This window comes from Escherichia sp. MOD1-EC6098 (assembly GCF_002965865.1).
In the GTDB taxonomy this organism is placed as follows: Bacteria; Pseudomonadota; Gammaproteobacteria; order Enterobacterales; family Enterobacteriaceae; genus Escherichia; species Escherichia marmotae.
In genome coordinates this window covers 94,561-120,924 of record NZ_PTSN01000012.1, presented here as the reverse complement: position 1 = coordinate 120,924, position 26,364 = coordinate 94,561, and the positions used below count along the sequence as shown (strand labels likewise).

27 protein-coding genes are annotated in these 26,364 nt (G+C 49.3%); 19 read left to right on the top strand and 8 right to left on the bottom strand.

Annotated elements, in window-relative coordinates; genetic code table 11:
• The first annotated feature begins 57 nt into the window (after positions 1-57).
• The 4 genes from C0K55_RS13990 (at position 58) to pgtA (ending at position 4,961) form a co-directional block, all read left to right on the top strand.
• Positions 58-324: a hypothetical protein gene (locus tag C0K55_RS13990; protein WP_000945736.1), complete on the top strand. Its 267-nt coding sequence runs from the start codon at positions 58-60 to the stop codon at positions 322-324.
• 157 nt (positions 325-481) lie between these two features.
• Complete coding sequence (locus C0K55_RS13985) at positions 482-1,714, top strand: ABC transporter substrate-binding protein (RefSeq protein ID WP_010376577.1); 1,233 nt, start codon at positions 482-484, stop codon at positions 1,712-1,714.
• Positions 1,651-3,678, top strand: coding sequence for an ATP-binding protein (locus C0K55_RS13980; protein ID WP_194309549.1), 2,028 nt, complete (start codon positions 1,651-1,653; stop codon positions 3,676-3,678). The genes C0K55_RS13985 and C0K55_RS13980 overlap by 64 nt, the downstream gene beginning before the upstream one ends.
• Before the next feature lie 2 nt (positions 3,679-3,680).
• Positions 3,681-4,961 (top strand): two-component system response regulator PgtA, encoded by a 1,281-nt coding sequence (gene pgtA, locus C0K55_RS13975; RefSeq protein WP_000132598.1) that lies wholly within the window; start codon positions 3,681-3,683, stop codon positions 4,959-4,961.
• A 70-nt stretch (positions 4,962-5,031) separates the two neighbouring features.
• Here pgtA and rpmE read toward each other — a convergent pair whose 3' ends face one another.
• Positions 5,032-5,244, bottom strand: a complete 213-nt coding sequence (gene rpmE, locus C0K55_RS13970; RefSeq protein ID WP_000710770.1) for a 50S ribosomal protein L31 — start codon at positions 5,242-5,244, stop codon at positions 5,032-5,034.
• A 203-nt stretch (positions 5,245-5,447) separates the two neighbouring features.
• Between rpmE and priA the strand changes: the two genes are divergently transcribed.
• From priA to C0K55_RS13925, 9 genes are all read left to right on the top strand, one after another.
• Positions 5,448-7,646 (top strand): primosomal protein N', encoded by a 2,199-nt coding sequence (gene priA / locus C0K55_RS13965; RefSeq protein WP_105266108.1) that lies wholly within the window; start codon positions 5,448-5,450, stop codon positions 7,644-7,646.
• Positions 7,647-7,837: 191 nt separating this feature from the next.
• Positions 7,838-8,830 (top strand): DNA-binding transcriptional regulator CytR, encoded by a 993-nt coding sequence (gene cytR, locus C0K55_RS13960; RefSeq protein WP_194245949.1) that lies wholly within the window; start codon positions 7,838-7,840, stop codon positions 8,828-8,830.
• A 91-nt stretch (positions 8,831-8,921) separates the two neighbouring features.
• Positions 8,922-9,881 (top strand): cell division protein FtsN, encoded by a 960-nt coding sequence (ftsN, locus tag C0K55_RS13955; RefSeq protein ID WP_000068823.1) that lies wholly within the window; start codon positions 8,922-8,924, stop codon positions 9,879-9,881.
• Positions 9,882-9,973: 92 nt separating this feature from the next.
• Positions 9,974-10,504, top strand: a complete 531-nt coding sequence (hslV, locus tag C0K55_RS13950) for an ATP-dependent protease subunit HslV (RefSeq protein ID WP_000208242.1) — start codon at positions 9,974-9,976, stop codon at positions 10,502-10,504.
• Positions 10,505-10,513: 9 nt separating this feature from the next.
• On the top strand, positions 10,514-11,845 hold the full coding sequence (gene hslU, locus C0K55_RS13945; protein ID WP_001293343.1) for an HslU--HslV peptidase ATPase subunit: 1,332 nt from the start codon (positions 10,514-10,516) through the stop codon (positions 11,843-11,845).
• A 66-nt stretch (positions 11,846-11,911) separates the two neighbouring features.
• The gene (gene menA, locus C0K55_RS13940; protein WP_016249371.1) at positions 11,912-12,838 is read left to right on the top strand and encodes a 1,4-dihydroxy-2-naphthoate polyprenyltransferase; all 927 of its coding nucleotides are present in this window, start codon (positions 11,912-11,914) and stop codon (positions 12,836-12,838) included.
• Positions 12,839-12,930: 92 nt separating this feature from the next.
• Positions 12,931-13,416, top strand: a complete 486-nt coding sequence (rraA, locus tag C0K55_RS13935) for a ribonuclease E activity regulator RraA (protein WP_016249372.1) — start codon at positions 12,931-12,933, stop codon at positions 13,414-13,416.
• 59 nt (positions 13,417-13,475) lie between these two features.
• Positions 13,476-14,150, top strand: coding sequence for a hypothetical protein (locus tag C0K55_RS13930; protein ID WP_105266125.1), 675 nt, complete (start codon positions 13,476-13,478; stop codon positions 14,148-14,150).
• Positions 14,151-14,272: 122 nt separating this feature from the next.
• The gene (locus tag C0K55_RS13925) at positions 14,273-14,899 is read left to right on the top strand and encodes a hypothetical protein (protein WP_000232687.1); all 627 of its coding nucleotides are present in this window, start codon (positions 14,273-14,275) and stop codon (positions 14,897-14,899) included.
• A 38-nt stretch (positions 14,900-14,937) separates the two neighbouring features.
• Here the strand turns inward: C0K55_RS13925 and zapB are convergent, their stop codons facing one another.
• The gene (zapB, locus tag C0K55_RS13920) at positions 14,938-15,183 is read right to left on the bottom strand and encodes a septal ring assembly protein ZapB (protein ID WP_001296623.1); all 246 of its coding nucleotides are present in this window, start codon (positions 15,181-15,183) and stop codon (positions 14,938-14,940) included.
• Positions 15,184-15,608: 425 nt separating this feature from the next.
• On the opposite strand from zapB, the gene glpF reads away from it, so the two are divergent.
• The 4 genes from glpF to fpr all read left to right on the top strand — a co-directional run bounded on the left by glpF (position 15,609) and on the right by fpr (position 20,068).
• Positions 15,609-16,454 (top strand): glycerol uptake facilitator protein GlpF, encoded by an 846-nt coding sequence (gene glpF / locus C0K55_RS13915; RefSeq protein WP_038355001.1) that lies wholly within the window; start codon positions 15,609-15,611, stop codon positions 16,452-16,454.
• A 22-nt stretch (positions 16,455-16,476) separates the two neighbouring features.
• Positions 16,477-17,985, top strand: a complete 1,509-nt coding sequence (gene glpK, locus C0K55_RS13910) for a glycerol kinase GlpK (RefSeq protein WP_001517514.1) — start codon at positions 16,477-16,479, stop codon at positions 17,983-17,985.
• A gap of 229 nt (positions 17,986-18,214) precedes the next feature.
• The gene (gene glpX / locus C0K55_RS13905; RefSeq protein ID WP_105266109.1) at positions 18,215-19,225 is read left to right on the top strand and encodes a class II fructose-bisphosphatase; all 1,011 of its coding nucleotides are present in this window, start codon (positions 18,215-18,217) and stop codon (positions 19,223-19,225) included.
• Between the two features lie 96 nt (positions 19,226-19,321).
• Positions 19,322-20,068, top strand: coding sequence for a ferredoxin--NADP(+) reductase (gene fpr / locus C0K55_RS13900; RefSeq protein ID WP_000796325.1), 747 nt, complete (start codon positions 19,322-19,324; stop codon positions 20,066-20,068).
• Between the two features lie 4 nt (positions 20,069-20,072).
• Here the strand turns inward: fpr and uspD are convergent, their stop codons facing one another.
• The 3 genes from uspD to C0K55_RS13885 all read right to left on the bottom strand — a co-directional run bounded on the left by uspD (position 20,073) and on the right by C0K55_RS13885 (position 21,464).
• Positions 20,073-20,501 carry a universal stress protein UspD gene (gene uspD, locus C0K55_RS13895; RefSeq protein WP_016249374.1) on the bottom strand — a complete coding sequence of 143 codons (429 nt, stop codon included), beginning with the start codon at positions 20,499-20,501 and terminating at the stop codon, positions 20,073-20,075.
• Positions 20,502-20,512: 11 nt separating this feature from the next.
• A complete protein-coding gene (locus C0K55_RS13890; RefSeq protein ID WP_000655993.1) occupies positions 20,513-20,812 on the bottom strand; it encodes a DUF406 domain-containing protein in 300 nt (99 codons plus the stop codon).
• Between the two features lie 211 nt (positions 20,813-21,023).
• On the bottom strand, positions 21,024-21,464 hold the full coding sequence (locus C0K55_RS13885; protein ID WP_000155271.1) for a DUF805 domain-containing protein: 441 nt from the start codon (positions 21,462-21,464) through the stop codon (positions 21,024-21,026).
• Between the two features lie 100 nt (positions 21,465-21,564).
• Here C0K55_RS13885 and C0K55_RS13880 point away from each other — a divergent pair, with 100 nt between their 5' ends.
• Positions 21,565-22,164, top strand: a complete 600-nt coding sequence (locus C0K55_RS13880; protein ID WP_000834907.1) for a YiiQ family protein — start codon at positions 21,565-21,567, stop codon at positions 22,162-22,164.
• Between the two features lie 107 nt (positions 22,165-22,271).
• Positions 22,272-23,039, top strand: coding sequence for a triose-phosphate isomerase (gene tpiA / locus C0K55_RS13875; RefSeq protein ID WP_001216325.1), 768 nt, complete (start codon positions 22,272-22,274; stop codon positions 23,037-23,039).
• 42 nt (positions 23,040-23,081) lie between these two features.
• Here the strand turns inward: tpiA and cdh are convergent, their stop codons facing one another.
• The 3 genes from cdh to pfkA form a co-directional block, all read right to left on the bottom strand.
• Complete coding sequence (cdh, locus tag C0K55_RS13870) at positions 23,082-23,831, bottom strand: CDP-diacylglycerol diphosphatase (protein ID WP_038355004.1); 750 nt, start codon at positions 23,829-23,831, stop codon at positions 23,082-23,084.
• Between the two features lie 104 nt (positions 23,832-23,935).
• On the bottom strand, positions 23,936-24,925 hold the full coding sequence (sbp, locus tag C0K55_RS13865) for a sulfate/thiosulfate ABC transporter substrate-binding protein Sbp (protein ID WP_001045669.1): 990 nt from the start codon (positions 24,923-24,925) through the stop codon (positions 23,936-23,938).
• Between the two features lie 318 nt (positions 24,926-25,243).
• A complete protein-coding gene (gene pfkA, locus C0K55_RS13860) occupies positions 25,244-26,206 on the bottom strand; it encodes a 6-phosphofructokinase (RefSeq protein WP_001517511.1) in 963 nt (320 codons plus the stop codon).
• Positions 26,207-26,364 lie beyond the last annotated feature (158 nt).

Here is a 26,364-nt window from a genome sequence, read left to right as displayed (position 1 = left end):
TTTTGTATCTATACACGTGATCATTGAAGATACTTGATTTTACCCTATCGGAGGATCATGCTGCGCAACATGAAAGTTTTCATCACCGCTCAACAACAAGGAGGACTTAAACATTTTCATGATATCCTTCATGACAAGCACATTTGCGCTCGAATTAAAGCCATTCTTCCGGCGCATGAAGGCTGGCGCAAAGAAACAATAGAATCCGGTCATAACCTGAATCCGATAGCGCAAGTGTGGAAATTAATTACCGAGCATACTCATAACAACCGCTATTTCCGCAAGATACACGTGTTCAGAGGTGCAATATTGATCTTTTTTTAACAAACGCTTCCGGATATAGTGACGCTGGCTACATCCAAATTAATGATAATTTCCGATACTGACACAAGTGTCTTGCTGTTCATTGAGTATATTAGCGAACGGATAATGATATGAATTACAGCGTAAGAGTTTTTCTCTCGTTAATAGGATTTTTGACATGATTCGTATTATACAACGAACACTAATCTGTTGGCTTTTATGCGTCAACGTCACCTCAGCACAAGAGCTGGTGATTGCTACAACGCTTTCTTCGGAAGCGACAGAGCACATTATCAGTCAATGGCAAAAGCAACCCCTGGCAACCCAAATCCGAACACTCAACCGAACCAGTGCATCCATTGAGCGCCTGCTTGAAAATCCATTGGGTGAAAATATTGATCTGGTATTGAGTTCATCCCCCATGTTGCTACAGCGATTACAAAGTAAAAACCTGCTCCAGCCATTTAATAATCAGATAGAAACAAGCAGAAAGTTAGTCCCCGACTCTATTCGGTCAACCACCGTTGCAGTTGCAGTATCGGGCTATGGCATCCTGATCAATGTAGCGCATCTGGAAGATAAAAATGAGCCAGTACCTACTTCATGGAAGGAATTAAGCAGGTCACGTTATCAAGGAACCTTATTAATGAGTAGCCCTTCGCGTTCAGATACCACTCATCTGATGATTGAAGATCTCCTGCAACAACAAGGATGGAATAACGGCTGGAGCACACTACTGAAAATAGGCGGCAATCTCGCGACCATTTCATCACGTAGTTTCGGTGTAGCAAATAAGATCAGCACAGGGTTGGGAGACGCTGGTCCGATAATCGACAATTACGCTAACGTACTGCTTAATAATTCAACCTTACGTTTCAGTTATTTCCCAAACTCTCGCGCAGCACCTATGTTTATTGCTATCACAAACGGCAGTGAACATTCACAGGAGGCGGGTCGTTTTATTAATTTCTTATTGAGCCCGGAAGGACAACAAGCATTGAGCGATTCTGACTCAGGAAAATATCCGGTATACCCACTGCCCTCCGGCACTCCTCTCGCGGAGCAACAACTACGATTATTTTCCTCTCCTTCCCTTGATTATCCGTTGATTATGCAACGCCAAAAGCTCGTGCAATTGTTATTTGATAATGCGATTACTTTTCGCCTTACCGAACTTCAAAACACCTGGAAATCATTATATGCCGCAGAACATCGGCTTAAGCGTAAATTGCCAGATGTGCGCGCATTATTAACAGCCGTTCCTGTTACCCCACAACAGGCTATTAATTCCATGTATCTGCAGCAATTCGAACTGCAATCAGGCTTTCGTGAAGCTCAGATCATGGCATGGCAGCAGTTTTTCCTGCATCAACAGCAATTAGTGAACATGCAACTCGAGTCATTAAAGTGAAACAACTACATACTATAGGGACGAGCTTACGCCTCGCCTTTGTTTTTAGTGCCGTTCTTACGCTATTCGTTAGCGTAGTTAGCCTCTATTCGTGGTATGAACAAAATTCTCAGGTTCGCTACGCGCTTGATGATTATTTCCCGCGGATTCAGGCTTCATTTCTTTTTGAAGAAAACCTTACCGCATTGGTAAATGAATTCAATGAGCTACAACAGACAACCAATACCGTTAATCGTCTTCAGGTGAGGGAACAAATTGAACAACGGCTACAAAAAATTAAGGCCATTAATCCCCATCTTGATTCAGTACATCAAAATGCGCTTAACCAACAGGTTGCCAGTAGTCACAGATTGCTTAGCAAGCTCGATAGCGCGGTGAATAACAACAATCAAGAAAAAGGAAAACTCGACGTTATATCCTCAAGAGTTAACTGGTTACATGATGATTTCAATAATGAGCTTAACTCTCTGACTCAGGATTTAAGTTGGCAACAATCGTCGTTGCTCAATCAACTCAGCCAACGAAAAGATCTGCACGAAAATCAGGATTTGCAAAATGCTCAACAAACTATTCAAAAAGAATTACAACTTGTTTTCGAACTTTCACATATAGAAACCCAGATCGTCAGCACACTGAAGGAGATGCTTAACACACATAGTGGAGATATAGATTCGTTAAAACAACATATTCAATACCTGAATTTTTTGAAGCACAGCATTGACGAAAATGTGAGATCGTTATGGTCTTATTCCAGTACCATCACATTACATCAGACGGTTTATTCCTTGTGGGAGCTTGGTACTCAACAAAATTATCTGCCCGGAACCCTCGCTGCCTGGCAGCAAGCTCAACAGACCCTCATGAGTACTATCGGGGATAAAGAGCGTGTATTTACGCAAATACGCAACCAATTAGAAACTCAATTAGGAAATAGCCATCAACAACTACAAACATTCAATCTACGATTGGAAAAAATAATGCAAATCAGCGGGCTACTGATTTTGTCGGCTATGGTTACCGCCTTGCTGTTCGTCATTCTGGTAAATTACCTCTACATTCGTCCCAGAATGATCCGCCGATTTCAGTTACTGAATGATGCCGTCGTCAAGTTAAGCAATGGTGAACTCGATGCTGATATCCCTGTCTCCGGCAACGATGAACTTGGGAGAATTGCCAACCTGCTCCGCCAGACCATTGAACAAATTAATCAGCAACAACGTCAACTGGGGCAGGAAATATGCGATCGAATAGCGACTGAAAAAAACCTTCGTACTGCACAAAGTGAATTGATCCAAACCGCAAAACTGGCCGTAGTCGGGCAGACAATGACAACACTGGCACATGAAATTAATCAACCACTTAATGCATTATCTATGTATCTGTTCAGTGCCAACCGCGCTTTAGAACAACAAGACGTTGGTTTGGTAAAAAATTATATCGTCACTATGCGATCGCTGGTCGAACGCATGGATAACATCGTTAAACGACTGCGCAACTTCGCCCGCCGTCGTGATAGTGAATTAGCTGGCGGCGCAATCAATTTACAGCAGGTAATTTATTCATCCTGGGAACTTCTGGCATTGAAACATCGACCACTGAAAGCCTCTCTTCACTACCCGGATCATTTCCCTGCTGTGTATGGCGATGATGTTTTAATTCAACAAGTTTTAGTTAATTTATTTACCAATGCCCTGGAAGCCTGTCTGGAAGAACCGCCCACAATAACCATTAACTTTGAAGAAGAAGCCACCACTGTAACGCTATATATTGCTGACAATGGAAAAGGCTGGCCTGTGCTTCTGGCTGATCGACTATTAACACCTTTTACCACTGACAAAGCTGTAGGTTTGGGTATTGGCCTTTCGATTAGTCATTCTATTATGCGTCAGTGCCAGGGAGAGTTACATATCGCGTCTACTCTCGACCACCATGCGCTGGTTATTCTACGTTTCAGGAAGCTTTAAGCATGACAGACACTCACCCAACAATACTGTTAATTGATGACGATAATGATGTTCTGCAAGCCTACAGCGCTCTCTTACAGCAAGAGGGTTATGTAGTATGTACCTGTAGCAACCCTTCAGAGGCCCTACAATTGCTGCAAAATACCTGGGAAGGCATCGTTGTGTGCGACGTTTGCATGCCAGATATTTCAGGCATTACGCTGCTGGAAAAAATAACGCTGATCGACCCTAATCTTCCTATTCTGATGATCACCGGTCATGGCGATGTTCCTATGGCCGTTGAAGCGGTAAAAAAGGGAGCGTGGGATTTCCTGCAAAAACCGGTCAATCCGGAACAATTTCTATCACTTATCGAAAAAGCACTGGCAGAGCGTGAAGCTTATCTGGAACAAAAAAAATGGCGACACACTCAGTTTAATCGACACTTAATCGGTAACAGCGGCTGGATCCGCCAGACACGCCAACAACTTGAAACGCTGGCAGAAACCGATCTTCCCGTCTGTTTTTACGGCGAACCGGGTACAGGGAGAACATTAGCTGCTCATTATCTTCATCAATTTAGTTCTCGCAAAGAAAGACCTTTAATTGAACGCACACTCAGCGCTAATAGTCAGCAACCGTTGGAAGAATGGGTGAAAGAGGCAGAAGGTGGCACGCTGTTATTAAAAGAACTTGAACATTTAACACAAGAAAATCAGCGTCTCTTGATTCAACTCCAGGAACGCCCACAGGATCGATCGTTTCGTCTGATGGTTGTTAATCAAAGCCCTCTGGCTGAACTGGCCGCCGCACAGAAAATCATTCCCGCATTGTATTTTCTTTTTTCACTCACCCACATTGAATGCCCACCACTAAGCCAACGACCGGGGGATATTGAACCTATTTTTCACCATTATCTGACACTCACCTGTAAACGATTAAATCGCCAACAGCCGTTGCTGGGAAAAACGTTTTATAAACGGCTGATGGCGCGTGCCTGGCCGGGTAATATCATTGAATTGGTGAATGCGGCAGAACTGGTTGCAGTAGGTGTTTTAATGCTGGACGATTCGGTCAATTTGCAGATGATGGAGACTGATCCAGCACCGCTGGATGAACGAGTAGAAAGTTATGAAAGACAAATAATTATTGATGCTCTCAACTTCCACCAGGGTCGTATAAACGACGTTGCAGATTACTTTCAGATACCCAGAAAAAAGCTGTATTTGCGCATGAAAAAATACGGTATCGATAAAATGGATTTTCGCGATGAAAGAAAAGATAAAAAAACACAAACTCAATGAGTTATGTTGCTGATGAAAGTTTTCAGGCACAAAAAAAGCGCCGTGCGGCGCTTTTTTCGGAAATCCGGTCTTATTTGCTGCCCGGGATGCTGAAACGCTTGTTGAAGCGATCAACACGGCCACCGGTAGCAACATCACGCTGTTTGCCAGTGAAGAACGGGTGGCACTTGCTGCACACGTCGAGGTTCAGGTCATGACCAACGGTGGAGCGGATTTTCATTACGTTACCGCAAGAGCAGCTAGCAGTAATTTCTTCGTATTTCGGGTGAATATCTTTTTTCATGGGAAAACCTCGGTTTAAGGCCGCGTCGCTCTTCCAGCCCTAACGCCAGACACCACGCGATGTTTAAAGTATAGTTTCAATACGATCATTTCGTATCAAAGGCGCCGAATCATACAGAAATTAACCAGCGTATGCAAACTGATCCGCACTCCTCTACGGCAATGTGTATACTGTTCCACCGAATTTCAAGTCAGGATGATGCTATGCCCGTTGCCCACGTTGCCTTGCCCGTTCCGCTCCCTCGTACCTTTGACTATCTGCTGCCTGAAGGCATGACGGTTAAAGCCGGGTGTCGCGTGCGCGTGCCGTTTGGCAAACAGCAAGAACGCATCGGGATTGTGGTGTCGGTTAGCGACGTTAGCGAGTTGCCACTCAACGAACTGAAAGCGGTGGGAGAAGTGCTGGACAGTGAGCCGGTGTTTACTCACTCCGTCTGGCGATTACTGCTATGGGCGGCGGATTACTATCATCATCCGATTGGCGATGTGTTATTTCATGCCTTGCCGATTTTACTGCGCCAGGGGCGACCTGCGGCGAACACGCCAATGTGGTACTGGTTTGCCACCGAGCAGGGCCAGGCGGTGGATATCAACAGCCTGAAACGTTCGCCAAAACAGCAGCAAGCGCTGGCAGCATTGCGGCAAGGGAAAATCTGGCGCGACCAGGTCGCCACTCTCGAATTTAATGATGCCGCACTACAGGCGCTGCGCAAAAAAGGTTTGTGTGAACTGGCAAGCGAAACGCCAGAATTTAGCGACTGGCGAACGGGCTATGCCGTTTCTGGCGAACGTCTGCGGCTGAATACTGAACAAGCCACCGCCGTTGGCGCAATTCATAGCGCGGCCGATTCTTTTTCTGCCTGGCTGCTGGCGGGCGTCACCGGTTCCGGTAAAACGGAAGTCTATTTAAGCGTGCTGGAAAACGTTCTCAGCCAGGGCAAGCAGGCGCTGGTAATGGTGCCGGAAATCGGCCTGACACCGCAAACTATCGCCCGTTTTCGTGAACGATTTAACGCACCCGTGGAAGTCCTGCATTCTGGTCTGAACGACAGCGAACGCCTTTCGGCGTGGCTGAAAGCGAAAAATGGCGAAGCAGCGATTGTGATTGGTACGCGTTCCGCACTGTTTACGCCATTTAAAAATCTCGGCGTGATTGTCATCGACGAAGAGCATGACAGTTCCTACAAGCAGCAGGAAGGCTGGCGCTATCATGCCCGCGACCTGGCGGTATATCGCGCGCACAGCGAGCAAATCCCGATCATTCTCGGTTCGGCAACGCCTGCATTGGAAACGCTATGCAACGTGCAACAGAAAAAATATCGCCTGCTGCGCCTGACACGTCGGGCGGGTAATGCGCGTCCGGCAATTCAACACGTGCTGGATTTAAAAGGTCAGAAGGTGCAGGCGGGGCTGGCTCCAGCGTTAATCAGTCGTATGCGCCAGCATTTACAGGCCGACAACCAGGTTATTCTCTTTCTTAATCGCCGTGGTTTTGCGCCTGCGCTGCTGTGCCACGACTGCGGCTGGATTGCCGAATGCCCACGTTGCGATCACTACTACACGCTGCATCAGGCACAGCAACATCTGCGCTGCCACCATTGCGATAGCCAGCGCCCGGTGCCGCGCCAGTGTCCGTCCTGCGGCTCTACGCACCTGATGCCGGTGGGGCTGGGCACTGAGCAGCTTGAACAGACGCTTGCGCCGATGTTCCTTGGTGTAGCCATTTCACGTATCGACCGCGACACCACCAGCCGTAAAGGCGCGCTGGAGCAGCAACTGGCGGAAGTGCATCGCGGTGGCGCGAGGATTTTGATTGGTACGCAAATGCTGGCGAAAGGTCACCACTTTCCGGATGTCACGCTTGTGGCGTTACTGGACGTCGATGGCGCGCTATTTTCTGCCGATTTTCGCTCAGCAGAACGTTTTGCCCAGCTTTACACTCAGGTCGCTGGTCGTGCGGGGCGTGCAGGTAAACAGGGTGAGGTGGTGCTGCAAACACACCATCCGGAACATCCTCTGTTGCAAACGTTGCTCTATAAAGGCTACGACGCCTTTGCCGAACAGGCGCTGGCCGAACGGCGAATGATGCAACTGCCACCGTGGACCAGCCATGTGATTGTGCGCGCAGAAGATCATAATAATCAGCACGCACCGCTGTTCCTGCAGCAGTTGCGCAATCTGATCCTCTCCAGTCCGCTGGCGGATGACAAACTGTGGGTTCTCGGCCCGGTTCCGGCACTGGCACCCAAACGAGGCGGTCGCTGGCGCTGGCAGATCTTGTTGCAACACCCTTCCCGCGTGCGCTTGCAGCACATCATTAATGGCACTCTGGCGCTTATCAACACAATACCGGATTCACGAAAAGTGAAATGGGTGCTGGATGTCGATCCCATTGAAGGCTAAACCGCTCACGATGCGAGGCGGATCGAAAAATTAAATATTCATCACACTTTTCATGAAAATTCTGTAACCGTTTTCACGCACTATCTGCTAAAAATGTTGCCGATATGAAGTAAACATGGATGTAGTACGCCTGACGTGCCAGGCGAGGAGTGAGTGTGAAAGCGAAGAAGAAGCAGGAAACTGCCGCAACCATGAAAGACGTTGCCCTGAAAGCAAAAGTCTCTACAGCGACCGTTTCCCGAGCATTGATGAATCCCGATAAAGTCTCCCTGGCCACTCGTAATCGGGTTGAAAAAGCCGCTCGGGAAGTGGGTTATTTACCACAGCCAATGGGACGTAACGTTAAGCGTAATGAGTCCCGTACAGTTCTGGTAATTGTCCCGGATATCTGTGATCCCTTCTTTAGCGAAATTATTCGCGGTATCGAAATTACGGCGGCAAGTCACGGATATCTGGTGCTGATTGGCGACTGCGCACATCAAAATCAGCAGGAAAAAACCTTTATCGATTTAATCATCACCAAGCAAATTGATGGCATGTTGCTGCTGGGTTCAAGGCTGCCGTTTGATGCCAGCATAGAGGAGCAACGTAATCTGCCGCCTATGGTGATGGCGAACGAATTTGCGCCGGAGCTGGAGCTGCCGACGGTTCATATCGACAACCTGACCGCGGCATTCGATGCGGTAAATTACCTGTATGAACAGGGACATAAACGGATTGGCTGTATTGCTGGTCCAGAAGAGATGCCGCTGTGTCACTATCGCCTGCAAGGCTACGTTCAGGCGCTGCGTCGCTGCGGAATTATGGTTGATCCGCAATATATCGCCCGAGGCGATTTCACCTTCGAAGCCGGAAGTAAGGCCATGCAACAGTTGCTCGACCTTCCGCAGCCGCCTACTGCCGTCTTCTGTCATAGCGATGTGATGGCGCTCGGCGCACTTTCACAGGCCAAACGTCAGGGGCTGAAAATCCCTGACGACCTTTCCATCATCGGTTTTGATAACATCGACCTGACGCAATTCTGTGATCCGCCGCTGACAACCATTGCGCAGCCGCGTTACGAAATCGGTCGGGAAGCTATGCTGTTATTGCTTGATCAAATGCAAGGGCAAACGGTCGGCAGTGGCTCACGTTTAATGGACTGCGAGCTTATTATCCGGGGATCGACGCGCACATTGACTTAAAGTAAACCTTTAAGACTTCCGTGACTGGTCAAAGGCCCGCCGCTTAAGTAACATGGCGGGCTGACGAACGAATAAATACAGCGAAACGATAGTGGCACAACGAGATTATGTACGCCGCAGCCAACCGGCACCTTCGCGGCGAAAAAAGAGCACCTCACGGAAAAAGCAACGAAATCTGCCTGCGGTTTCTCCCGCAATGGTCGCTATTGCTGCCGCCGTTCTTGTGACCTTTATCGGTGGTCTGTACTTCATTACGCATCACAAGAAAGAAGAGTCCGAGACGCTGCAAAGCCAGAAAGTGACCGGAAATGGACTACCTCCGAAACCGGAAGAACGCTGGCGTTACATAAAAGAGCTGGAAAGTCGCCAGCCTGGTGTGCGTGCGCCAACAGAACCTTCTGCCGGTGGTGAAGTGAAAACGCCGGAACAACTGACACCGGAACAGCGCCAGCTTCTTGAGCAAATGCAGGCCGATATGCGCCAGCAGCCAACGCAGCTAATTGAAGTTCCGTGGAATGAGCAGACGCCGGAACAGCGCCAGCAAACGCTACAACGCCAGCGTCAGGCGCAGCAGTTAGCAGAACAGCAACGTCTGGCCCAGCAGCCACGTGCGACAGAACAAAGCTGGCAGCAACAGACACGTACTGCGCAAGCCGCGCCAGTACAGTCTCAGCCGCGGCAGTCTAAACCTGCGTCCACTCAGCAACCGTACCAGGATCTGCTGCAAACGCCTGCGCATACTGCTGCACAGCCGAAACCGCAGCAGGCTGCGCCCGTTGCTCGTGCCGCAGACGCGCCAAAACCGACGGCAGAGAAAAAAGATGAACGCCGCTGGATGGTACAGTGCGGTTCGTTCAGAGGCGCGGAACAGGCAGAGACGGTGCGTGCTCAACTGGCGTTCGAAGGTTTTGACTCGAAAATTACCACCAACAATGGCTGGAATCGTGTGGTCATTGGCCCGGTGAAAGGCAAAGAAAACGCAGACAACACCCTCAATCGTTTGAAGATGGCGGGTCACACAAACTGTATTCGGCTCGCCACCGGGGGTTGAAACCCTCAAAATCTCCCCCATCTATAATTGCATTATGCCCCGTACTTTTGTACGGGGTTTGTACTCTGTATTCGTAACCAAGGGGTCAGCTCGTGACAACTATAGTAAGCGTACGCCGTAACGGCCATGTGGTCATCGCTGGTGATGGCCAGGCCACGTTGGGCAATACCGTAATGAAAGGCAACGTGAAAAAGGTCCGCCGTCTGTACAACGACAAAGTCATCGCGGGCTTTGCGGGCGGTACTGCGGATGCTTTTACGCTGTTCGAACTGTTTGAACGTAAGCTGGAAATGCATCAGGGCCATCTGGTTAAAGCTGCCGTTGAACTGGCAAAAGACTGGCGTACCGATCGCATGTTGCGCAAACTTGAAGCACTGCTGGCGGTCGCGGACGAAACTGCATCGCTTATCATCACCGGTAACGGTGACGTTGTGCAGCCAGAAAACGATCTTATTGCTATCGGTTCCGGCGGCCCTTACGCCCAAGCGGCGGCGCGCGCGCTGTTAGAAAACACTGAACTTAGCGCCCGTGAAATTGCTGAAAAGGCGTTGGATATTGCAGGCGACATTTGCATCTATACCAACCATTTCCACACCATCGAAGAATTAAGCTACAAAGCGTAAGGATCTCCCATGTCTGAAATGACCCCACGCGAAATCGTCAGCGAACTGGATAAGCACATCATCGGCCAGGATAACGCTAAGCGTTCTGTGGCGATTGCACTGCGTAACCGCTGGCGTCGCATGCAGCTCAACGAAGAGCTGCGCCATGAAGTGACCCCAAAAAACATCCTGATGATCGGCCCGACCGGCGTCGGTAAAACTGAAATCGCCCGTCGTCTGGCGAAGCTGGCGAATGCGCCGTTCATCAAAGTTGAAGCCACCAAATTCACCGAAGTGGGCTATGTCGGTAAGGAAGTGGATTCTATTATTCGCGATCTGACCGATGCCGCCGTGAAAATGGTACGCGTCCAGGCTATCGAGAAAAACCGTTATCGCGCTGAAGAACTGGCAGAAGAGCGCATTCTCGACGTGCTAATCCCTCCGGCCAAAAACAACTGGGGACAGACCGAACAGCAGCAGGAACCGTCTGCAGCACGTCAGGCATTCCGCAAAAAACTGCGTGAAGGCCAGCTCGATGACAAAGAAATCGAGATCGATCTTGCCGCAGCACCGATGGGTGTTGAAATTATGGCACCTCCGGGAATGGAAGAGATGACCAGCCAGTTGCAGTCTATGTTCCAGAACCTGGGTGGTCAGAAGCAAAAAGCGCGTAAGCTGAAAATCAAAGACGCCATGAAGCTGCTGATTGAAGAAGAAGCGGCGAAACTGGTGAACCCGGAAGAGCTGAAGCAAGACGCTATCGATGCCGTTGAACAACACGGGATCGTGTTTATCGACGAAATCGACAAAATCTGTAAGCGCGGCGAATCTTCCGGTCCGGATGTTTCTCGTGAAGGCGTTCAGCGCGACCTGCTACCACTGGTAGAAGGTTGCACCGTTTCCACTAAACACGGGATGGTCAAAACTGACCACATTCTGTTTATCGCTTCTGGTGCGTTCCAGATTGCTAAACCGTCTGACCTGATCCCGGAACTGCAAGGTCGTCTGCCGATCCGCGTTGAGCTGCAGGCACTGACCACCAGCGACTTCGAGCGTATTCTGACCGAACCGAATGCCTCTATCACCGTGCAGTACAAAGCACTGATGGCGACTGAAGGCGTAAACATTGAGTTCACCGACTCCGGTATTAAGCGCATCGCGGAAGCCGCATGGCAGGTGAACGAATCTACCGAAAACATCGGTGCACGTCGTTTACATACCGTTCTGGAGCGTTTGATGGAGGAGATCTCCTACGACGCCAGCGATTTAAGCGGTCAAACTATCATCATTGACGCAGATTATGTGAGCAAACATCTGGATGCGTTGGTGGCAGATGAAGATCTGAGCCGTTTTATCCTATAATCGCGTTCAATCATTTTCATCATTGTTTGATGGGGCTGAAAGGCCCCATTTTTATTGGCGCGTATTATGACTGAACAACAAATTAGCCGAACTCAGGCGTGGCTGGAAAGTTTACGACCTAAAACCCTCCCCCTCGCCTTTGCTGCAATTATCGTCGGGACGGCGCTGGCATGGTGGCAAGGTCACTTCGATCCGCTGGTCGCTCTGCTGGCACTGATTACTGCCGGGCTGTTACAGATCCTCTCTAACCTCGCCAATGATTACGGTGATGCAGTTAAAGGCAGCGACAAACCTGACCGTATCGGACCACTACGCGGGATGCAAAAAGGGGTCATTACCCAGCAAGAGATGAAACGGGCGCTCATTATTACCGTCGTGCTCATCTGTCTCTCCGGGCTGGCACTGGTTGCAGTGGCGTGCCATACGCTGGCCGATTTTGTCGGTTTCCTGATTCTTGGCGGGTTGTCGATCATTGCCGCTATCACCTACACCGTGGGCAATCGTCCTTATGGTTATATTGGCCTTGGCGATATTTCCGTACTGGTGTTCTTTGGTTGGTTAAGCGTGATGGGGAGCTGGTATTTGCAGGCGCATACCCTGATTCCGGCGTTGATCCTTCCGGCTACAGCATGTGGCCTGCTGGCTACTGCGGTACTGAACATTAATAATCTGCGTGATATCAATAGCGACCGCGAGAATGGCAAGAACACGCTGGCTGTACGCTTAGGTGAAGTGAACGCACGCCGTTACCATGCCTGTCTGCTGATGGGGTCACTGGTGTGCCTGGCACTGTTTAATCTCTTTTCGCTGCACAGCCTGTGGGGTTGGCTGTTCCTGCTGGCGGCACCGTTGTTAGTGAAACAAACCCGTTATGTGATGCGTGAAATGGACCCGATGGCGATGCGTCCGATGCTGGAACGCACTGTTAAAGGGGCATTACTGACTAACCTGCTGTTTGTTTTGGGGATATTCCTAAGCCAGTGGGCAGCATAACTGACAAATATCAATTAACAATTGATGATTTTGCCAACAACCCACATAGCGCGATATACTGAAAATTCTCGCAGCAACTGAATGTTAAGCCTATGAAATACGATACTTCCGAGCTTTGTGACATCTATCAAGAAGATGTCAACGTCGTGGAACCGCTGTTCTCCAACTTTGGTGGACGGGCGTCGTTTGGCGGACAAATCATCACGGTAAAATGTTTCGAGGACAACGGGTTGCTGTACGATCTGCTCGAACAGAATGGCCGTGGTCGTGTTCTTGTCGTCGATGGCGGTGGTTCTGTTCGTCGCGCACTGGTCGATGCTGAACTGGCGCGTCTGGCGGTACAAAATGAATGGGAAGGCCTGGTCATTTATGGTGCAGTGCGCCAGGTAGATGATCTGGAAGAGCTGGATATCGGCATCCAGGCGATGGCCGCAATTCCGGTCGGTGCCACTGGCGAAGGCATTGGTGAAAGCGATGTCCGCGTCAATTTTGGCGGCGTCACCTTCTTCTCCGGTGACCATCTCTATGCCGACAATACCGGGATTATTCTTTCAGAAGATCCGCTGGATATTGAATAAGTATCTGCCATGCGTTAAAAGGGGAATTAAATTCCCCTTTTTTATACATGGACGTATTCATGCAGAATATTATTCTTTTATTTATATATTTATTACTTATAGCCGTTAACCATTTCCGCTACAAATTTCCTTTATCTGGCAACGCGGGTGAAATGATTTTATATTTTGCTAACGTATTTTTTAACCCACTTGCCTTATCATTTATTATCGCCACAATCATCTGTATAACGATAAAAAAAAGAAGCAGCCGCAGCTTTATTCGCGGCACTTGTTGGTTAATGGGATTATTTCTTATCTATAGCAGCTATACGGTGTGGGAACGACACAGCATATGGGATTATACTTTCCCGGAGCCAGGTATCACCGTCACGGTTCCGAGCAAACAGTGGGTTGCCAATATAGTAAAACAAGGACCAACCCTGGTGACCCGGGATGCCCATGCTATTTTAGCTATTGTTGCCTTCTCACAAAATGAACTCGGTGTGCATTCAATCGAGGAACTTACCGCGACTCAAAACGGAACTGCAGAAATGCATGTTTGTGATGTTCAGGGATTTGCCTGCGCTTATCAGGAAGGAGTGCAAACAATGAGTGATGGCAAAGTAAGACATGCTATTTTCATGACTCTACTGGATAACACTAATTTGATACAACTGGTCGCAGCTATCGACCCAGATTATTTGGACGAATATCAAGAAGAAGTAATGAAAATGATGCTTTCTGCTCGTCAATGATCTGATGTGCATGTTAATAATAATGGATTGATATGAGATACGTTATCTTATTAATACTATGGATAATAACTGTTTTTCTTAGTCATCTTCAGCACAGTAACTTGCTTACTGGAGATCCTGGGATGGTTGGCGAGTATATCGGTTCAGTACTTCTTGGGCCGTTATTACTTCCCGTGCTTGTGTCAGGTATTCTGTGCACATTCACTAAAAAAACGCGTAACTTCGCCAGTTTTACTCGCGGGTGCTGTTGGGTATTGGGAGTCCTGCTTTTATCCAACGTCGGCAATACGTTTCGTCTGTTCACCCCGTGGCACTATACGTTTGAGAAGGCAGCTATTTCCGTGACTGTCCCAAACCGACACTGGAATACGGTTTCTATTAGTACTGATAAAACCATTGATATAAGAAGTGAAGATAATAGCGTCTTTATTTCTGCTTTCCGCCTGCCCGCAGGACGTAGCGCCGATGACTCGCTGGAAGAGTTAAAGAAGATGCAGCGAGACAATCTCAAGGATCAATACAATGAAGAAACCTTCCAGTTTCATGATTGTAATGCCAAACATTTCACCTGTAAGTATCAGGATGTGTTGATAAATTTTGATGGTCAGCAGAAAAGAACCATCAGTGTTTATCTTGAAGACACCCCCAGGGCTGTGGGGATCATTGCATTAATGGAGCCAGATACGGCAGATAAATATCGCCAACAGGCGATGGAGATTATGTTGTCTGCTAAAAATACAGTGAAGTAAAAAATAAGGCGCCTTGCGGCGCCTCTGCGTGGAAGAGATTAAACCTCTTCCATGCGACCCAGCAGGGCCTGCAGACGTTCCTGCCAGCCGTTCTGCTGTTCTTTCAGATGGTTGTTCTCACGCTCCAGCTCTTCGCGCTGATGCTGGGCATTTTGAACTTCCTGCGACAGTGAGTTGTTTTTTTCTTTCAGCTCTTCGATTTCCATCTGCAACAGAGTGATGGTATCAATCGCCTGCTGTACTTTTGCTTCCAGTTTCTCAAACACTTCTAATGACATTGTCATACCTCTCCTGAATTGCAAGGCGTTGATGGATAAAAAATCCTCGTCCCGATTACCGGTGACGCCTTAATAAATACGAGCGCACTTTAGTTAGCTCCGATTGTATGAAGCCGCGCCATCGCTGTCCAGCGGCACGCCTTGCAGATTACGGTTTGCCACACTTTTCATCCTTCTCCTGGTGACATAATCCACACCAATCGAAAATGTTAATAAATTTGTTGCGCGAATGATCTAACAAACATGCATCATGTACAATCAGATGGAATAAATGGCGCGATAACGCTCATTTTATGACGAAGCACACACATTTTAAGTTCGATATTTCTCGTTTTTGCTCGTTAACGATAAGTTTACAGCATGCCTACAAGCATCGTGGAGGTCCGTGACTTTCACGCATACAACAAACATTAACTCTTCAGGATCCGATTATGAGTCAAACATCAACCTTGAAAGGCCAGTGCATTGCTGAATTCCTCGGTACCGGGTTGTTGATTTTTTTCGGTGTGGGTTGCGTTGCAGCACTAAAAGTCGCTGGTGCGTCTTTTGGTCAGTGGGAAATCAGTGTCATTTGGGGACTGGGGGTGGCAATGGCCATCTACCTGACCGCAGGGGTTTCCGGCGCGCATCTTAATCCCGCTGTTACCATTGCATTGTGGCTGTTTGCCTGTTTCGACAAGCGCAAAGTTATTCCTTTTATCGTTTCACAAGTTGCCGGCGCTTTCTGTGCTGCGGCTTTAGTTTACGGGCTTTACTACAATTTATTTTTCGACTTCGAGCAGACTCATCACATTGTTCGCGGCAGCGTTGAAAGTGTTGATCTGGCAGGCACTTTCTCTACTTACCCTAATCCTCATATCAATTTTGTGCAGGCTTTCGCAGTTGAGATGGTGATTACCGCTATTCTGATGGGGCTGATCCTGGCGTTAACGGACGATGGCAACGGTGTACCACGCGGCCCTTTGGCTCCCTTGCTGATTGGTCTACTGATTGCGGTTATTGGCGCATCTATGGGTCCATTGACGGGCTTTGCCATGAACCCAGCGCGTGACATCGGTCCGAAAGCCTTTGCCTGGCTGGCGGGCTGGGGCAATGTCGCCTTTACCGGCGGCAGAGACATTCCTTACTTCCTGGTGCCGCTTTTTGGCCCTATCGTCGGTGCGATTGTAGGTGCATTTGCCTACCGCAAACTGATTGGCCGCCATTTGCCTTGCGATATCTGTGTTGTGGAAGAAAAGGAGATCACAACTCCTTCAGAACAAAAAGCTTCACTGTAATGTGACTACGGGACAATTAAACATGACTGAAAAAAAATATATCGTTGCACTCGACCAGGGCACAACCAGCTCCCGCGCAGTCGTGATGGATCACGATGCCAATATCATTAGCGTCTCACAGCGCGAATTTGAGCAAATCTACCCAAAACCAGGCTGGGTAGAACACGACCCAATGGAAATCTGGGCCACCCAAAGCTCCACGCTGGTGGAAGTGCTGGCGAAAGCCGATATCAGTTCCGATCAAATTGCAGCTATTGGTATTACTAACCAGCGTGAAACCACTATCGTCTGGGAAAAAGAAACCGGCAAACCGATCTATAACGCCATCGTCTGGCAGTGCCGTCGTACCGCCGAGATCTGCGAGCATCTCAAGCGCGATGGCATGGAAGAGTACATTCGTAATAACACCGGTCTGGTCATTGACCCATACTTCTCCGGCACCAAAGTGAAGTGGATCCTTGACCATGTGGAAGGCTCTCGCGAGCGTGCACGTCGTGGCGAGTTGCTGTTCGGTACGGTTGATACCTGGCTTATCTGGAAAATGACTCAGGGCCGCGTTCACGTGACCGATTACACCAACGCATCCCGTACCATGTTATTCAACATCCATACTCTGGACTGGGACGACAAAATGCTCGACGCGCTGGATATCCCGCGCGAGATGCTGCCAGAAGTGCGTCGCTCTTCTGAAGTGTACGGCCAGACCAACATTGGCGGCAAAGGCGGCACTCGTATTCCGATCGCTGGGATCGCGGGTGATCAGCAGGCGGCGCTATTCGGTCAGTTGTGCGTGAAAGAAGGGATGGCGAAGAATACCTACGGCACCGGCTGCTTTATGCTGATGAACACCGGCGATAAAGCGGTGAAATCAGAAAACGGCCTGCTGACCACCATCGCCTGTGGCCCAGGCGGGGAAGTGAACTATGCGCTGGAAGGTGCGGTGTTTATGGCGGGGGCATCCATTCAGTGGCTGCGTGATGAAATGAAGTTGATTAGCGACGCCGACGATTCCGAATATTTTGCGACCAAAGTACAAAACACCAACGGTGTATATGTCGTTCCGGCCTTTACCGGCTTGGGCGCACCGTACTGGGATCCGTATGCACGCGGGGCGATTTTCGGTTTGACTCGTGGCGTGAACGCTAATCACATTATCCGCGCGACACTGGAATCCATTGCCTATCAGACGCGCGATGTGCTGGAAGCAATGCAGGCTGACTCTGGTATTCGCCTGCACGCCCTGCGCGTGGACGGCGGCGCGGTGGCGAATAACTTCCTGATGCAGTTCCAGTCGGACATTCTTGGCACTCGCGTTGAGCGTCCGGAAGTTCGCGAAGTTACCGCCTTAGGTGCGGCGTATCTCGCCGGTCTGGCGGTTGGCTTCTGGCAAAATCTCGACGAACTGCAAGAGAAAGCGGTGATTGAACGCGAGTTCCGTCCAGGCATCGAAACTACCGAGCGTAATTACCGTTACGCAGGCTGGAAAAAAGCGGTTAAACGTGCGATGGCGTGGGAAGAACACGAGGAGTAATGTCAGGCATCTGACCGATTGCCTGATGCTGATTGCCTGATGCGACGCTGACGCGTCTTATCAGGCCTACGAACCGATGCCATTTTGTGTAGGCCGGATAAGGCGTTCACGCCGCATCCGGCATGTCGCAGACTATGGCTCCGTGCGGGGGCAATCCCCGCACACATCAATAATCCGCCCCCTCCCCTGTGCTACACTTCGCGCCATTCCTTACTGCTTAGAGTTTGCTATGAGACGAGAACTTGCCATCGAATTTTCCCGCGTCACTGAATCTGCGGCGCTGGCTGGCTACAAATGGTTAGGACGCGGCGATAAAAATACCGCTGACGGTGCGGCAGTAAATGCCATGCGTATCATGCTCAACCAGGTCAACATTGACGGCACCATCGTCATTGGTGAAGGTGAAATCGACGAAGCGCCGATGCTCTACATTGGTGAAAAAGTCGGTACTGGTCGCGGTGATGCGGTGGATATTGCTGTGGATCCGCTTGAAGGTACGCGAATGACAGCGATGGGCCAGGCTAACGCGCTGGCAGTGCTGGCTGTAGGCGATAAAGGCTGCTTCCTCAATGCACCGGATATGTATATGGAGAAGTTGATCGTCGGACCTGGTGCCAAAGGCGTCATCGACCTGAATCTGCCGCTGGCGGATAACCTGCGCAATGTTGCAACGGCACTCGGCAAACCGTTAAGCGAACTGACGGTAACGATTCTGGCGAAACCACGCCACGACGCGGTTATCGCAGAAATGCAACAACTCGGCGTGCGCGTGTTTGCTATTCCGGATGGCGACGTCGCCGCCTCCATTCTTACCTGTATGCCGGATAGCGAAGTTGATGTGCTGTACGGCATTGGCGGTGCGCCAGAAGGTGTGGTTTCTGCGGCGGTGATCCGTGCATTAGATGGCGATATGAACGGCCGTCTGCTGGCACGCCATGATGTCAAAGGTGATAACCTGGAAAATCGCCGCATTGGCGAACAGGAACTGGCACGCTGCAAAGCAATGGGTATTGAAGCCGGTAAAGTGCTGCGTCTGGGCGATATGGCGCGTAGCGATAACGTCATCTTCTCTGCCACCGGCATCACCAAAGGCGATCTGCTGGAAGGGATTAGCCGCAAAGGCAATATTGCCACCACTGAAACGCTGCTGATCCGTGGTAAGTCACGTACCATTCGTCGCATTCAGTCGATTCATTATCTGGATCGTAAAGACCCAGAAATGCAGGTGCATATTCTCTGATCGATTTGATCGATTGAGCCTTCCAGTCCTTCGGGACTGGAATTTTTTTGTTCGGAGAACGAAGATAAGGCAAGTCAATCAAAACAGGAGAGAAACATGGCTGATTGGGTAACAGGCAAAGTCACTAAAGTGCAGAACTGGACCGACGCCCTGTTTAGTCTCACCGTTCACGCTCCCGTGCTTCCGTTTACCGCCGGGCAATTCACCAAACTTGGCCTTGAAATTGATGGCGAACGCGTTCAGCGTGCCTACTCCTATGTGAACTCGCCCGACAATCCCGATCTGGAGTTTTATCTGGTCACCGTCCCCGATGGCAAATTAAGCCCGCGACTGGCGGCGCTAAAACCGGGTGACGAAGTGCAGGTCGTTAGCGAGGCGGCAGGGTTCTTTGTGCTGGATGAAGTGCCGGATTGCGAAACACTTTGGATGCTGGCGACCGGTACGGCGATTGGCCCCTATTTATCGATTCTACAATTGGGCAAAGATTTAGATCGCTTCAAAAATCTGGTACTGGTTCACGCCGCACGTTATGCCGCCGACTTAAGCTATTTGCCTCTTATGCAGGAACTGGAAAAACGCTACGAGGGAAAACTGCGCATTCAGACGGTGGTCAGCCGGGAAACGGTAGCGGGTTCACTTACCGGCCGGATACCGGCGTTGATTGAAAGTGGTGAACTGGAAAATGCGGTTGGCCTGCCAATGAACAAAGAGACCAGCCATGTGATGCTGTGTGGCAATCCGCAGATGGTGCGTGATACGCAGCAACTGCTGAAAGAGACCCGGCAGATGACGAAACATTTACGTCGTCGACCGGGCCACATGACAGCGGAGCATTACTGGTAAGCGGTTACTTATCGATAAACGGCACGATGAGTAGATCCGCATTCAACTTATTGATCATTCCGCGATATGCTGGCATCAAACGGTTGATAAACGAGTGGTGATGACCACAGACAAGGAGGTCGCACTGCTCTTTTTGCATAATTTCCAGCAGTGTTTCTGGCATTTCTCCGCGCTCAATGCACAGTTTCGTCTTCGGCCACTGAATATTTTTCGTCAGTTTATACAGTTTGTTATCCGACTTATCTTTCAACAGTTGAAGAATATCTTCTGTTGCCGGAAAGTAGATACCCGGATACAACTCGCTTAAGCCATCATCGATATGAATTAACGTCAGGTGGGCATCGTTATGTCTGGCGAGATCCAGGGCTTTGTTCACCAGTAAGGCATCTTCTTCATTCCCGGAAATTGCCACGCCAATGTGTTTATAAGCCATGTTTAACTCCATTAACCAAGTGAACGCAGTGATAACTCAAAAATAATCATCTCGGCCTGGCATGAGAAGGTGAAGGCCGCATCAAGCTCAACCTGCCCCTCCAGATCTTTAATCTTATAAGCCACGCTGGCCCCTTCATCCGCAGAGGATGCGGCAGCAGCAAGCTCTTTCAGTTTAGTCATAAAGGACTCTGCTTCTTCGCGGGTGGCAAAAAAGCGCGAAAGTTTGCTGGTACAGTTATCGTTATCAATAACCGTACCGATATCAATCGCACATCCTTTAGTACTGCATTTATCTACGACATCTTTCATAGGGCACCTCTGTATATTCGCCTCTCTGTCGATTGCCACTTAAGAATAATGCGCCGTTAAGAGAAGAACAAACAAGTAATGATCTTATGGATTACCATTTTTTTTGATATTGCTTAAGATGAGGAAATGAAGAAGATTTTCCGGGCATCGTCATTTGCAACGTGGAAATAACGATCCCGGATAAAAATAGCAATAAGAGATATATTAAGGACTAATGGCTTGATTTATTCTCGGACTTATACTTTACGTCCTGGGTGTCTTTTCCGTATTTATTTGCGCTTTGCGTGCCGACAAATGCGCCAAGATCAATAAGCATCATCACCAGAATCAACGTCGGAATAAAACGCCCTACCGCCCATTGCCAGACGCCCGGTAAAATCGCCCAGTTACCCGCCAGAAGCATCCACGCTACAATCATCAAAAATGCCCATGCGCCAGAACGGCCGCGATCGTGCAGCCGTTTCACCGTCACTGCCGCTGTCGGCCATAACAGGCACACAAGGCAAAACGCGGCGGTCTGGATATCGAGTAATTTTTTACCTGCCAGTGAGAAAAGCACCAGCATCCCAACGATCCAGAGGCCAATCCAAATCCAGAAATCACGGCGTCCAATACGCCCTTTAAACGAGAATAACCATTGCTGTATGGTCATGTAAGTTCCTTGATGGTTGTCTTTTCCAGGATTCTACCCTTTTGACAAGGGCGACAGATATCGTTTTAATCGAACCCAGTCATAACAAAAGGTACTGCCGATGAAGTCAGGGTGTTCACTGTTTTTTCTCTTATCTGTTGTGTTATCCGTTAGTGCAACGGTGCACGCACAATCGCCTGGCACGGCAACGACAGCGCCCTACCTGCTGGCTGGTGCCCCCACTTTCGATCTCTCCATCAGCCAGTTTCGAGAAGACTTTAACAGCCAGAATCCCAATCTGCCACTGAACGAATTTCGCGCCATCGACAGCAGCCCCGACAAAGCCAACCTGACTCGCGCCGCCAGTAAAATTAACGAGAACTTGTATGCCTCTACGGCGCTGGAGCGCGGCACTTTAAAAATCAAAAGTATTCAAATTACCTGGCTACCAATCCAGGGACCAGAGCAAAAAGCCGCTAAAGCAAAAGCCCAGGAATACATGGCGGCAATGATCCGCACGCTTACCCCGCTGATGACCAAAACACAGAGCCAAAAAAAGCTGCAATCACTCCTTACTGCGGGGAAAAACAAACGTTATTACACCGAGACAGAAGGCGCATTGCGCTATGTTGTCGCGGACAACGGCGAAAAAGGGCTAACCTTCGCTGTTGAACCGATTAAGCTGGCGCTATCTGAATCGCTTGAAGGGTTGAATAAATGACAAAAAGCAAAGCCTTTGTGCCGATGAATCTCTATACTGTTTCACAGACCTGCTGCCCTGCGGGGCGGCCATCTTCCTTTATTCGCTTATAAGCGTGGAGAATTAAAATGCGACATCCTTTAGTGATGGGTAACTGGAAACTGAACGGCAGCCGCCACATGGTTCACGAGCTGGTTTCTAACCTGCGTAAAGAGCTGGCAGGTGTTGCTGGCTGTGCGGTTGCAATCGCACCACCGGAAATGTACATCGATATGGCGAAGCGTGAAGCTGAAGGCAGCCACATCATGCTGGGCGCGCAGAACGTGGATCTGAACCTGTCCGGCGCATTCACCGGTGAAACCTCTGCCGCTATGCTGAAAGACATCGGCGCACAGTACATCATCATCGGTCACTCTGAACGTCGTACTTACCACAAAGAGTCTGACGAACTGATCGCGAAAAAATTCGCTGTGCTGAAAGAGCAGGGTCTGACTCCGGTTCTGTGCATCGGTGAAACCGAAGCTGAAAACGAAGCGGGCAAAACTGAAGAAGTGTGCGCACGTCAGATCGACGCGGTGCTGAAAACTCAGGGTGCTGCTGCATTCGAAGGTGCAGTAATCGCTTACGAACCCGTATGGGCAATCGGTACTGGCAAATCTGCAACTCCAGCGCAGGCTCAGGCTGTTCACAAATTCATCCGTGATCACATCGCTAAAGTTGACGCTAACATCGCTGAACAAGTGATCATCCAGTACGGCGGTTCTGTAAACGCCTCTAACGCCGCCGAACTGTTCGCTCAGCCGGACATCGACGGCGCACTGGTTGGCGGTGCTTCTCTGAAAGCCGACGCCTTCGCAGTGATCGTTAAAGCTGCAGAAGCCGCTAAACAGGCTTAAGTCTGACAGGTGCCGGATATCACATCCGGCACTTAACTCGCCTTAACGCAAAATCTCACACTGATGATCCTGAATTTCCTCGGCTGAAGCACGATTCAGCGTCAGGAGATTTCGTTGCGTCGCCAGCAATACAAACGAGTTATCACTCTGTCGTACCATCGCCAGCCCGTAACTTCCCATATGTTCCCGTGCCCCAGGCACTTCTTCCGCTAACATCATAAACGGACTACGTTGTACTAATTCGCTTTCAGTTACCCGACGCGCCAGGTATTCATGCCCCTGTAATCCGCCCGGCAGCGGCAACCAACGACTACTGATGTTCGCCAGATTGTTATCCAGTTGTTCGCGTACATCTGGACGAATACAAGAAATATGAATATGAAAATGATTTTGCGTGCGCCCGGTGCGGGAGTTAATCGCCAGAGATACCGCACGATCGGGAACCTGCTGACCGTATTTTTGGCTCATAAAATCACGCGCCTGCCAGGCCAACCAAAAGAAGTTAGGCGTTGAAGGATCGGTCAACAAAGGGCTTTCAGTACCGTTAATACGATACGTTGGCATCAACAGATATTGCAGTGGGCCGTTAATGTCTTTTAAAACCACATACCCGGCATTAGGTTTTACCTCCACACATGGCGAAGGGTTTTGGTTTTGCTGCTGATTGGGCAAACATTGCTCAAGGACAATCTTACGTAATACCTCCGAATCACCGGTAAATTTCCAGTAGCCGAAACCCGCAGCAACGGCGATAACTATCATCACCAAAATGAAAATAACCGTTTTTTTCATCGTTTTTTCCCTGTACCTCAAAGAGATGCAAGGGTAACGCAAAATCGTGACAAATAAAAAACCCGGTCGCAAGATGCCTCCGGGCCTGGTTACCTTCAACAAAATTAACGTTTGCTGATTTGGTCGAACGTACCACCGTTAGAAAAATGCTCTTTTTGCGCCTTCGTCCAGCCGCCAAACTCTTCATCGATGGTAAACAATTTCAGCTTCGGAAAAGCGTTTTCATATTTTTTCGCTATCTCCGGATCGCGCGGACGGTAATAGTTTTTGGCTGCAATCTCCTGACCTTCTGGGGTATAGAGATATTTCAGGTAGGCTTCTGCGATCTCTTTGGTGCCTTTTTTCTCCGCCACTTTATCGACAACCGACACCGTCGGTTCCGCGAGAATAGACTCGCTCGGCGTGACGATTTCGAATTTATCTTTCCCCAATTCATTCGTTGCCAGCAGTGCTTCGTTTTCCCAGGCTATCAGCACATCACCAATACCACGTTCGACGAAAGTATTAGTAGAGCCACGCGCGCCGGAATCCAGAACTTCAACGTTTTTATACAACGACCGCACGAAATCCTGTGCTTTCGCTTGATCGTTATTATTGTGATGCAGCGCGTATCCCCACGCTGCCAGGTAGTTCCAGCGTGCGCCACCAGAGCTTTTCGGGTTAGGCGTGATCACTGAAATACCGGGCTTAACCAGGTCGTTCCAGTCATGGATTTGCTTCGGATTACCCTTGCGCACCAGGAAGACAATGGTGGAGGTGTACGGCGCGGAGTTATCCGGCAGACGTTTGATCCAGTTTTTATCAATTCGACCACGTTCAGCAATCGCATCCACGTCGTAAGCCAGCGCCAGCGTCACTACATCAGCATCTATGCCGTTAATCACCGACGTTGCCTGTTTACCTGAGCCGCCGTGCGACTGACGAATCACTACGCTATCGCCCGTTTGCTGCTTCCAGTGGGCACTGAACGCTTTGTTGTATTGTTCGTACAACTCGCGCGTAGGATCATACGAAACGTTAAGAAGCTGAATATCCTTTGCCATAACGCTGGTCGCCGCCAGCAAAAATGTAAACCCTACGCCCCACTTGTTCATCGCCCGGTTCTCTTATGTTGTGTTGTGATAAGCAAAGCGTGCCAGAACGTGAATCAAACATTAAAGAATAAAAAAAGATTGGATATAACCTGAGGGTATATATGGGGGAGTAAAAAAGGCGGAATGAATCCGCCTCAAATTGCTGACAATGTACGCTTGTTCATGCCGGATGCGGCGTGACCGCCTTATCCGGCCTACAAAAATTTGCAAATTCAATAAATTGCAGAATTCATATAGGCCTGATAAACGAAGCGCATCAGGCATTTTTGCTTTTGTCATCGGTTTCAGGCAAAAGAAATCTGCCTTTTCCCGATATCATTAATACAGTTTTTTCGCGCAGTCCAGCCAATCACCTTTGAACGGACGCTTCATGTTTTCGATAGCGTCGATGATGTCATGGTGAACCAGTTGTTCGTTCTGAATACCTACGCAACGACCACCGTAGCCTGCCAGCAGCAGATCAATCGCATATGCGCCCATACGGGAAGCCAGAATACGGTCATAAGGCACCGGAGAACCACCACGCTGGATGTGGCCCAGCACGGTTGCACGAGTTTCACGACCGGTTTCTTTCTCGATGAAATGCGCCAGTTCATCGACATCGCACATGTGTTCAGTGATCGCCACAATCGCGTGTTTCTTACCTTTCGCAATACCCGCTTTGATTTCGTTTACCAGATCTTCACGGCTGAATTCGACTTCCGGTACAACAACAAATTCACAACCACCGGCGATTGCTGCAGCCAGAGTCAGGTCGCCACAGTAACGACCCATTACTTCCACCACTGAAATACGCTGGTGAGAAGAAGATGTATCACGCAGACGGTCGATCGCTTCTACAACAGTGCTCAGTGCAGTGAAGAAACCGATGGTGTAGTCAGTACCTTTGATATCGTTGTCGATGGTGCCCGGCAGACCAATGCATGGGAAACCCATTTCGGTCAGACGCATTGCCCCCATGTAGGAACCGTCACCACCGATAACAACCAGCGCATCGATGCCACGTTTTTTCAGGTTTTCGATAGCCACCGCGCGGATGTTTTCGTCGCGGAATTCAGGGAAGCGCGCAGAACCGAGGAATGTACCACCACGGTTGATCATGTCAGACACACTGTAACGGTCAAGCTGAACCATACGGTCTTCATACAGGCCAAGATAGCCGTCATAAATCCCCATGACTTCCAGACCTTCCGACAGCGCCGCACGTACGACACCACGGATTGCTGCGTTCATGCCAGGCGCATCACCGCCACTTGTCAACACACCGATTTTCTTAATCATGACTACCTCTGAACTTTGGAATGCAAAATGAAATCTGTTGCCGGAAGTCGATTCTGCATATCGAACACCAAACGAATATGCAGATAGTATAACAACCACTGCCTGCTGAATTGATTCAGGTCAGGCCAAATGGCGGTAATTTATACACAAAATGCGGG

Bases quoted from the DNA above. Each gene is read 5' to 3' on its own strand.
- C0K55_RS13990 (WP_000945736.1), top strand. From the start codon at position 58: ATGCTGCGCAACATGAAAGTTTTCATCACCGCTCAACAACAAGGAGGA.
- C0K55_RS13985 (WP_010376577.1), top strand. From the start codon at position 482: ATGATTCGTATTATACAACGAACACTAATCTGTTGGCTTTTATGCGTC.
- C0K55_RS13980 (WP_194309549.1), top strand. From the start codon at position 1,651: ATGGCAGCAGTTTTTCCTGCATCAACAGCAATTAGTGAACATGCAACT.
- pgtA (WP_000132598.1), top strand. From the start codon at position 3,681: ATGACAGACACTCACCCAACAATACTGTTAATTGATGACGATAATGAT.
- rpmE (WP_000710770.1), bottom strand. From the start codon at position 5,244: ATGAAAAAAGATATTCACCCGAAATACGAAGAAATTACTGCTAGCTGC.
- priA (WP_105266108.1), top strand. From the start codon at position 5,448: ATGCCCGTTGCCCACGTTGCCTTGCCCGTTCCGCTCCCTCGTACCTTT.
- cytR (WP_194245949.1), top strand. From the start codon at position 7,838: ATGAAAGACGTTGCCCTGAAAGCAAAAGTCTCTACAGCGACCGTTTCC.
- hslU (WP_001293343.1), top strand. From the start codon at position 10,514: ATGTCTGAAATGACCCCACGCGAAATCGTCAGCGAACTGGATAAGCAC.
- menA (WP_016249371.1), top strand. From the start codon at position 11,912: ATGACTGAACAACAAATTAGCCGAACTCAGGCGTGGCTGGAAAGTTTA.
- rraA (WP_016249372.1), top strand. From the start codon at position 12,931: ATGAAATACGATACTTCCGAGCTTTGTGACATCTATCAAGAAGATGTC.
- C0K55_RS13930 (WP_105266125.1), top strand. From the start codon at position 13,476: ATGCAGAATATTATTCTTTTATTTATATATTTATTACTTATAGCCGTT.
- C0K55_RS13925 (WP_000232687.1), top strand. From the start codon at position 14,273: ATGGTTGGCGAGTATATCGGTTCAGTACTTCTTGGGCCGTTATTACTT.
- zapB (WP_001296623.1), bottom strand. From the start codon at position 15,183: ATGACAATGTCATTAGAAGTGTTTGAGAAACTGGAAGCAAAAGTACAG.
- glpF (WP_038355001.1), top strand. From the start codon at position 15,609: ATGAGTCAAACATCAACCTTGAAAGGCCAGTGCATTGCTGAATTCCTC.
- glpK (WP_001517514.1), top strand. From the start codon at position 16,477: ATGACTGAAAAAAAATATATCGTTGCACTCGACCAGGGCACAACCAGC.
- glpX (WP_105266109.1), top strand. From the start codon at position 18,215: ATGAGACGAGAACTTGCCATCGAATTTTCCCGCGTCACTGAATCTGCG.
- fpr (WP_000796325.1), top strand. From the start codon at position 19,322: ATGGCTGATTGGGTAACAGGCAAAGTCACTAAAGTGCAGAACTGGACC.
- uspD (WP_016249374.1), bottom strand. From the start codon at position 20,501: ATGGCTTATAAACACATTGGCGTGGCAATTTCCGGGAATGAAGAAGAT.
- C0K55_RS13890 (WP_000655993.1), bottom strand. From the start codon at position 20,812: ATGAAAGATGTCGTAGATAAATGCAGTACTAAAGGATGTGCGATTGAT.
- C0K55_RS13885 (WP_000155271.1), bottom strand. From the start codon at position 21,464: ATGACCATACAGCAATGGTTATTCTCGTTTAAAGGGCGTATTGGACGC.
- C0K55_RS13880 (WP_000834907.1), top strand. From the start codon at position 21,565: ATGAAGTCAGGGTGTTCACTGTTTTTTCTCTTATCTGTTGTGTTATCC.
- tpiA (WP_001216325.1), top strand. From the start codon at position 22,272: ATGCGACATCCTTTAGTGATGGGTAACTGGAAACTGAACGGCAGCCGC.
- cdh (WP_038355004.1), bottom strand. From the start codon at position 23,831: ATGAAAAAAACGGTTATTTTCATTTTGGTGATGATAGTTATCGCCGTT.
- sbp (WP_001045669.1), bottom strand. From the start codon at position 24,925: ATGAACAAGTGGGGCGTAGGGTTTACATTTTTGCTGGCGGCGACCAGC.
- pfkA (WP_001517511.1), bottom strand. From the start codon at position 26,206: ATGATTAAGAAAATCGGTGTGTTGACAAGTGGCGGTGATGCGCCTGGC.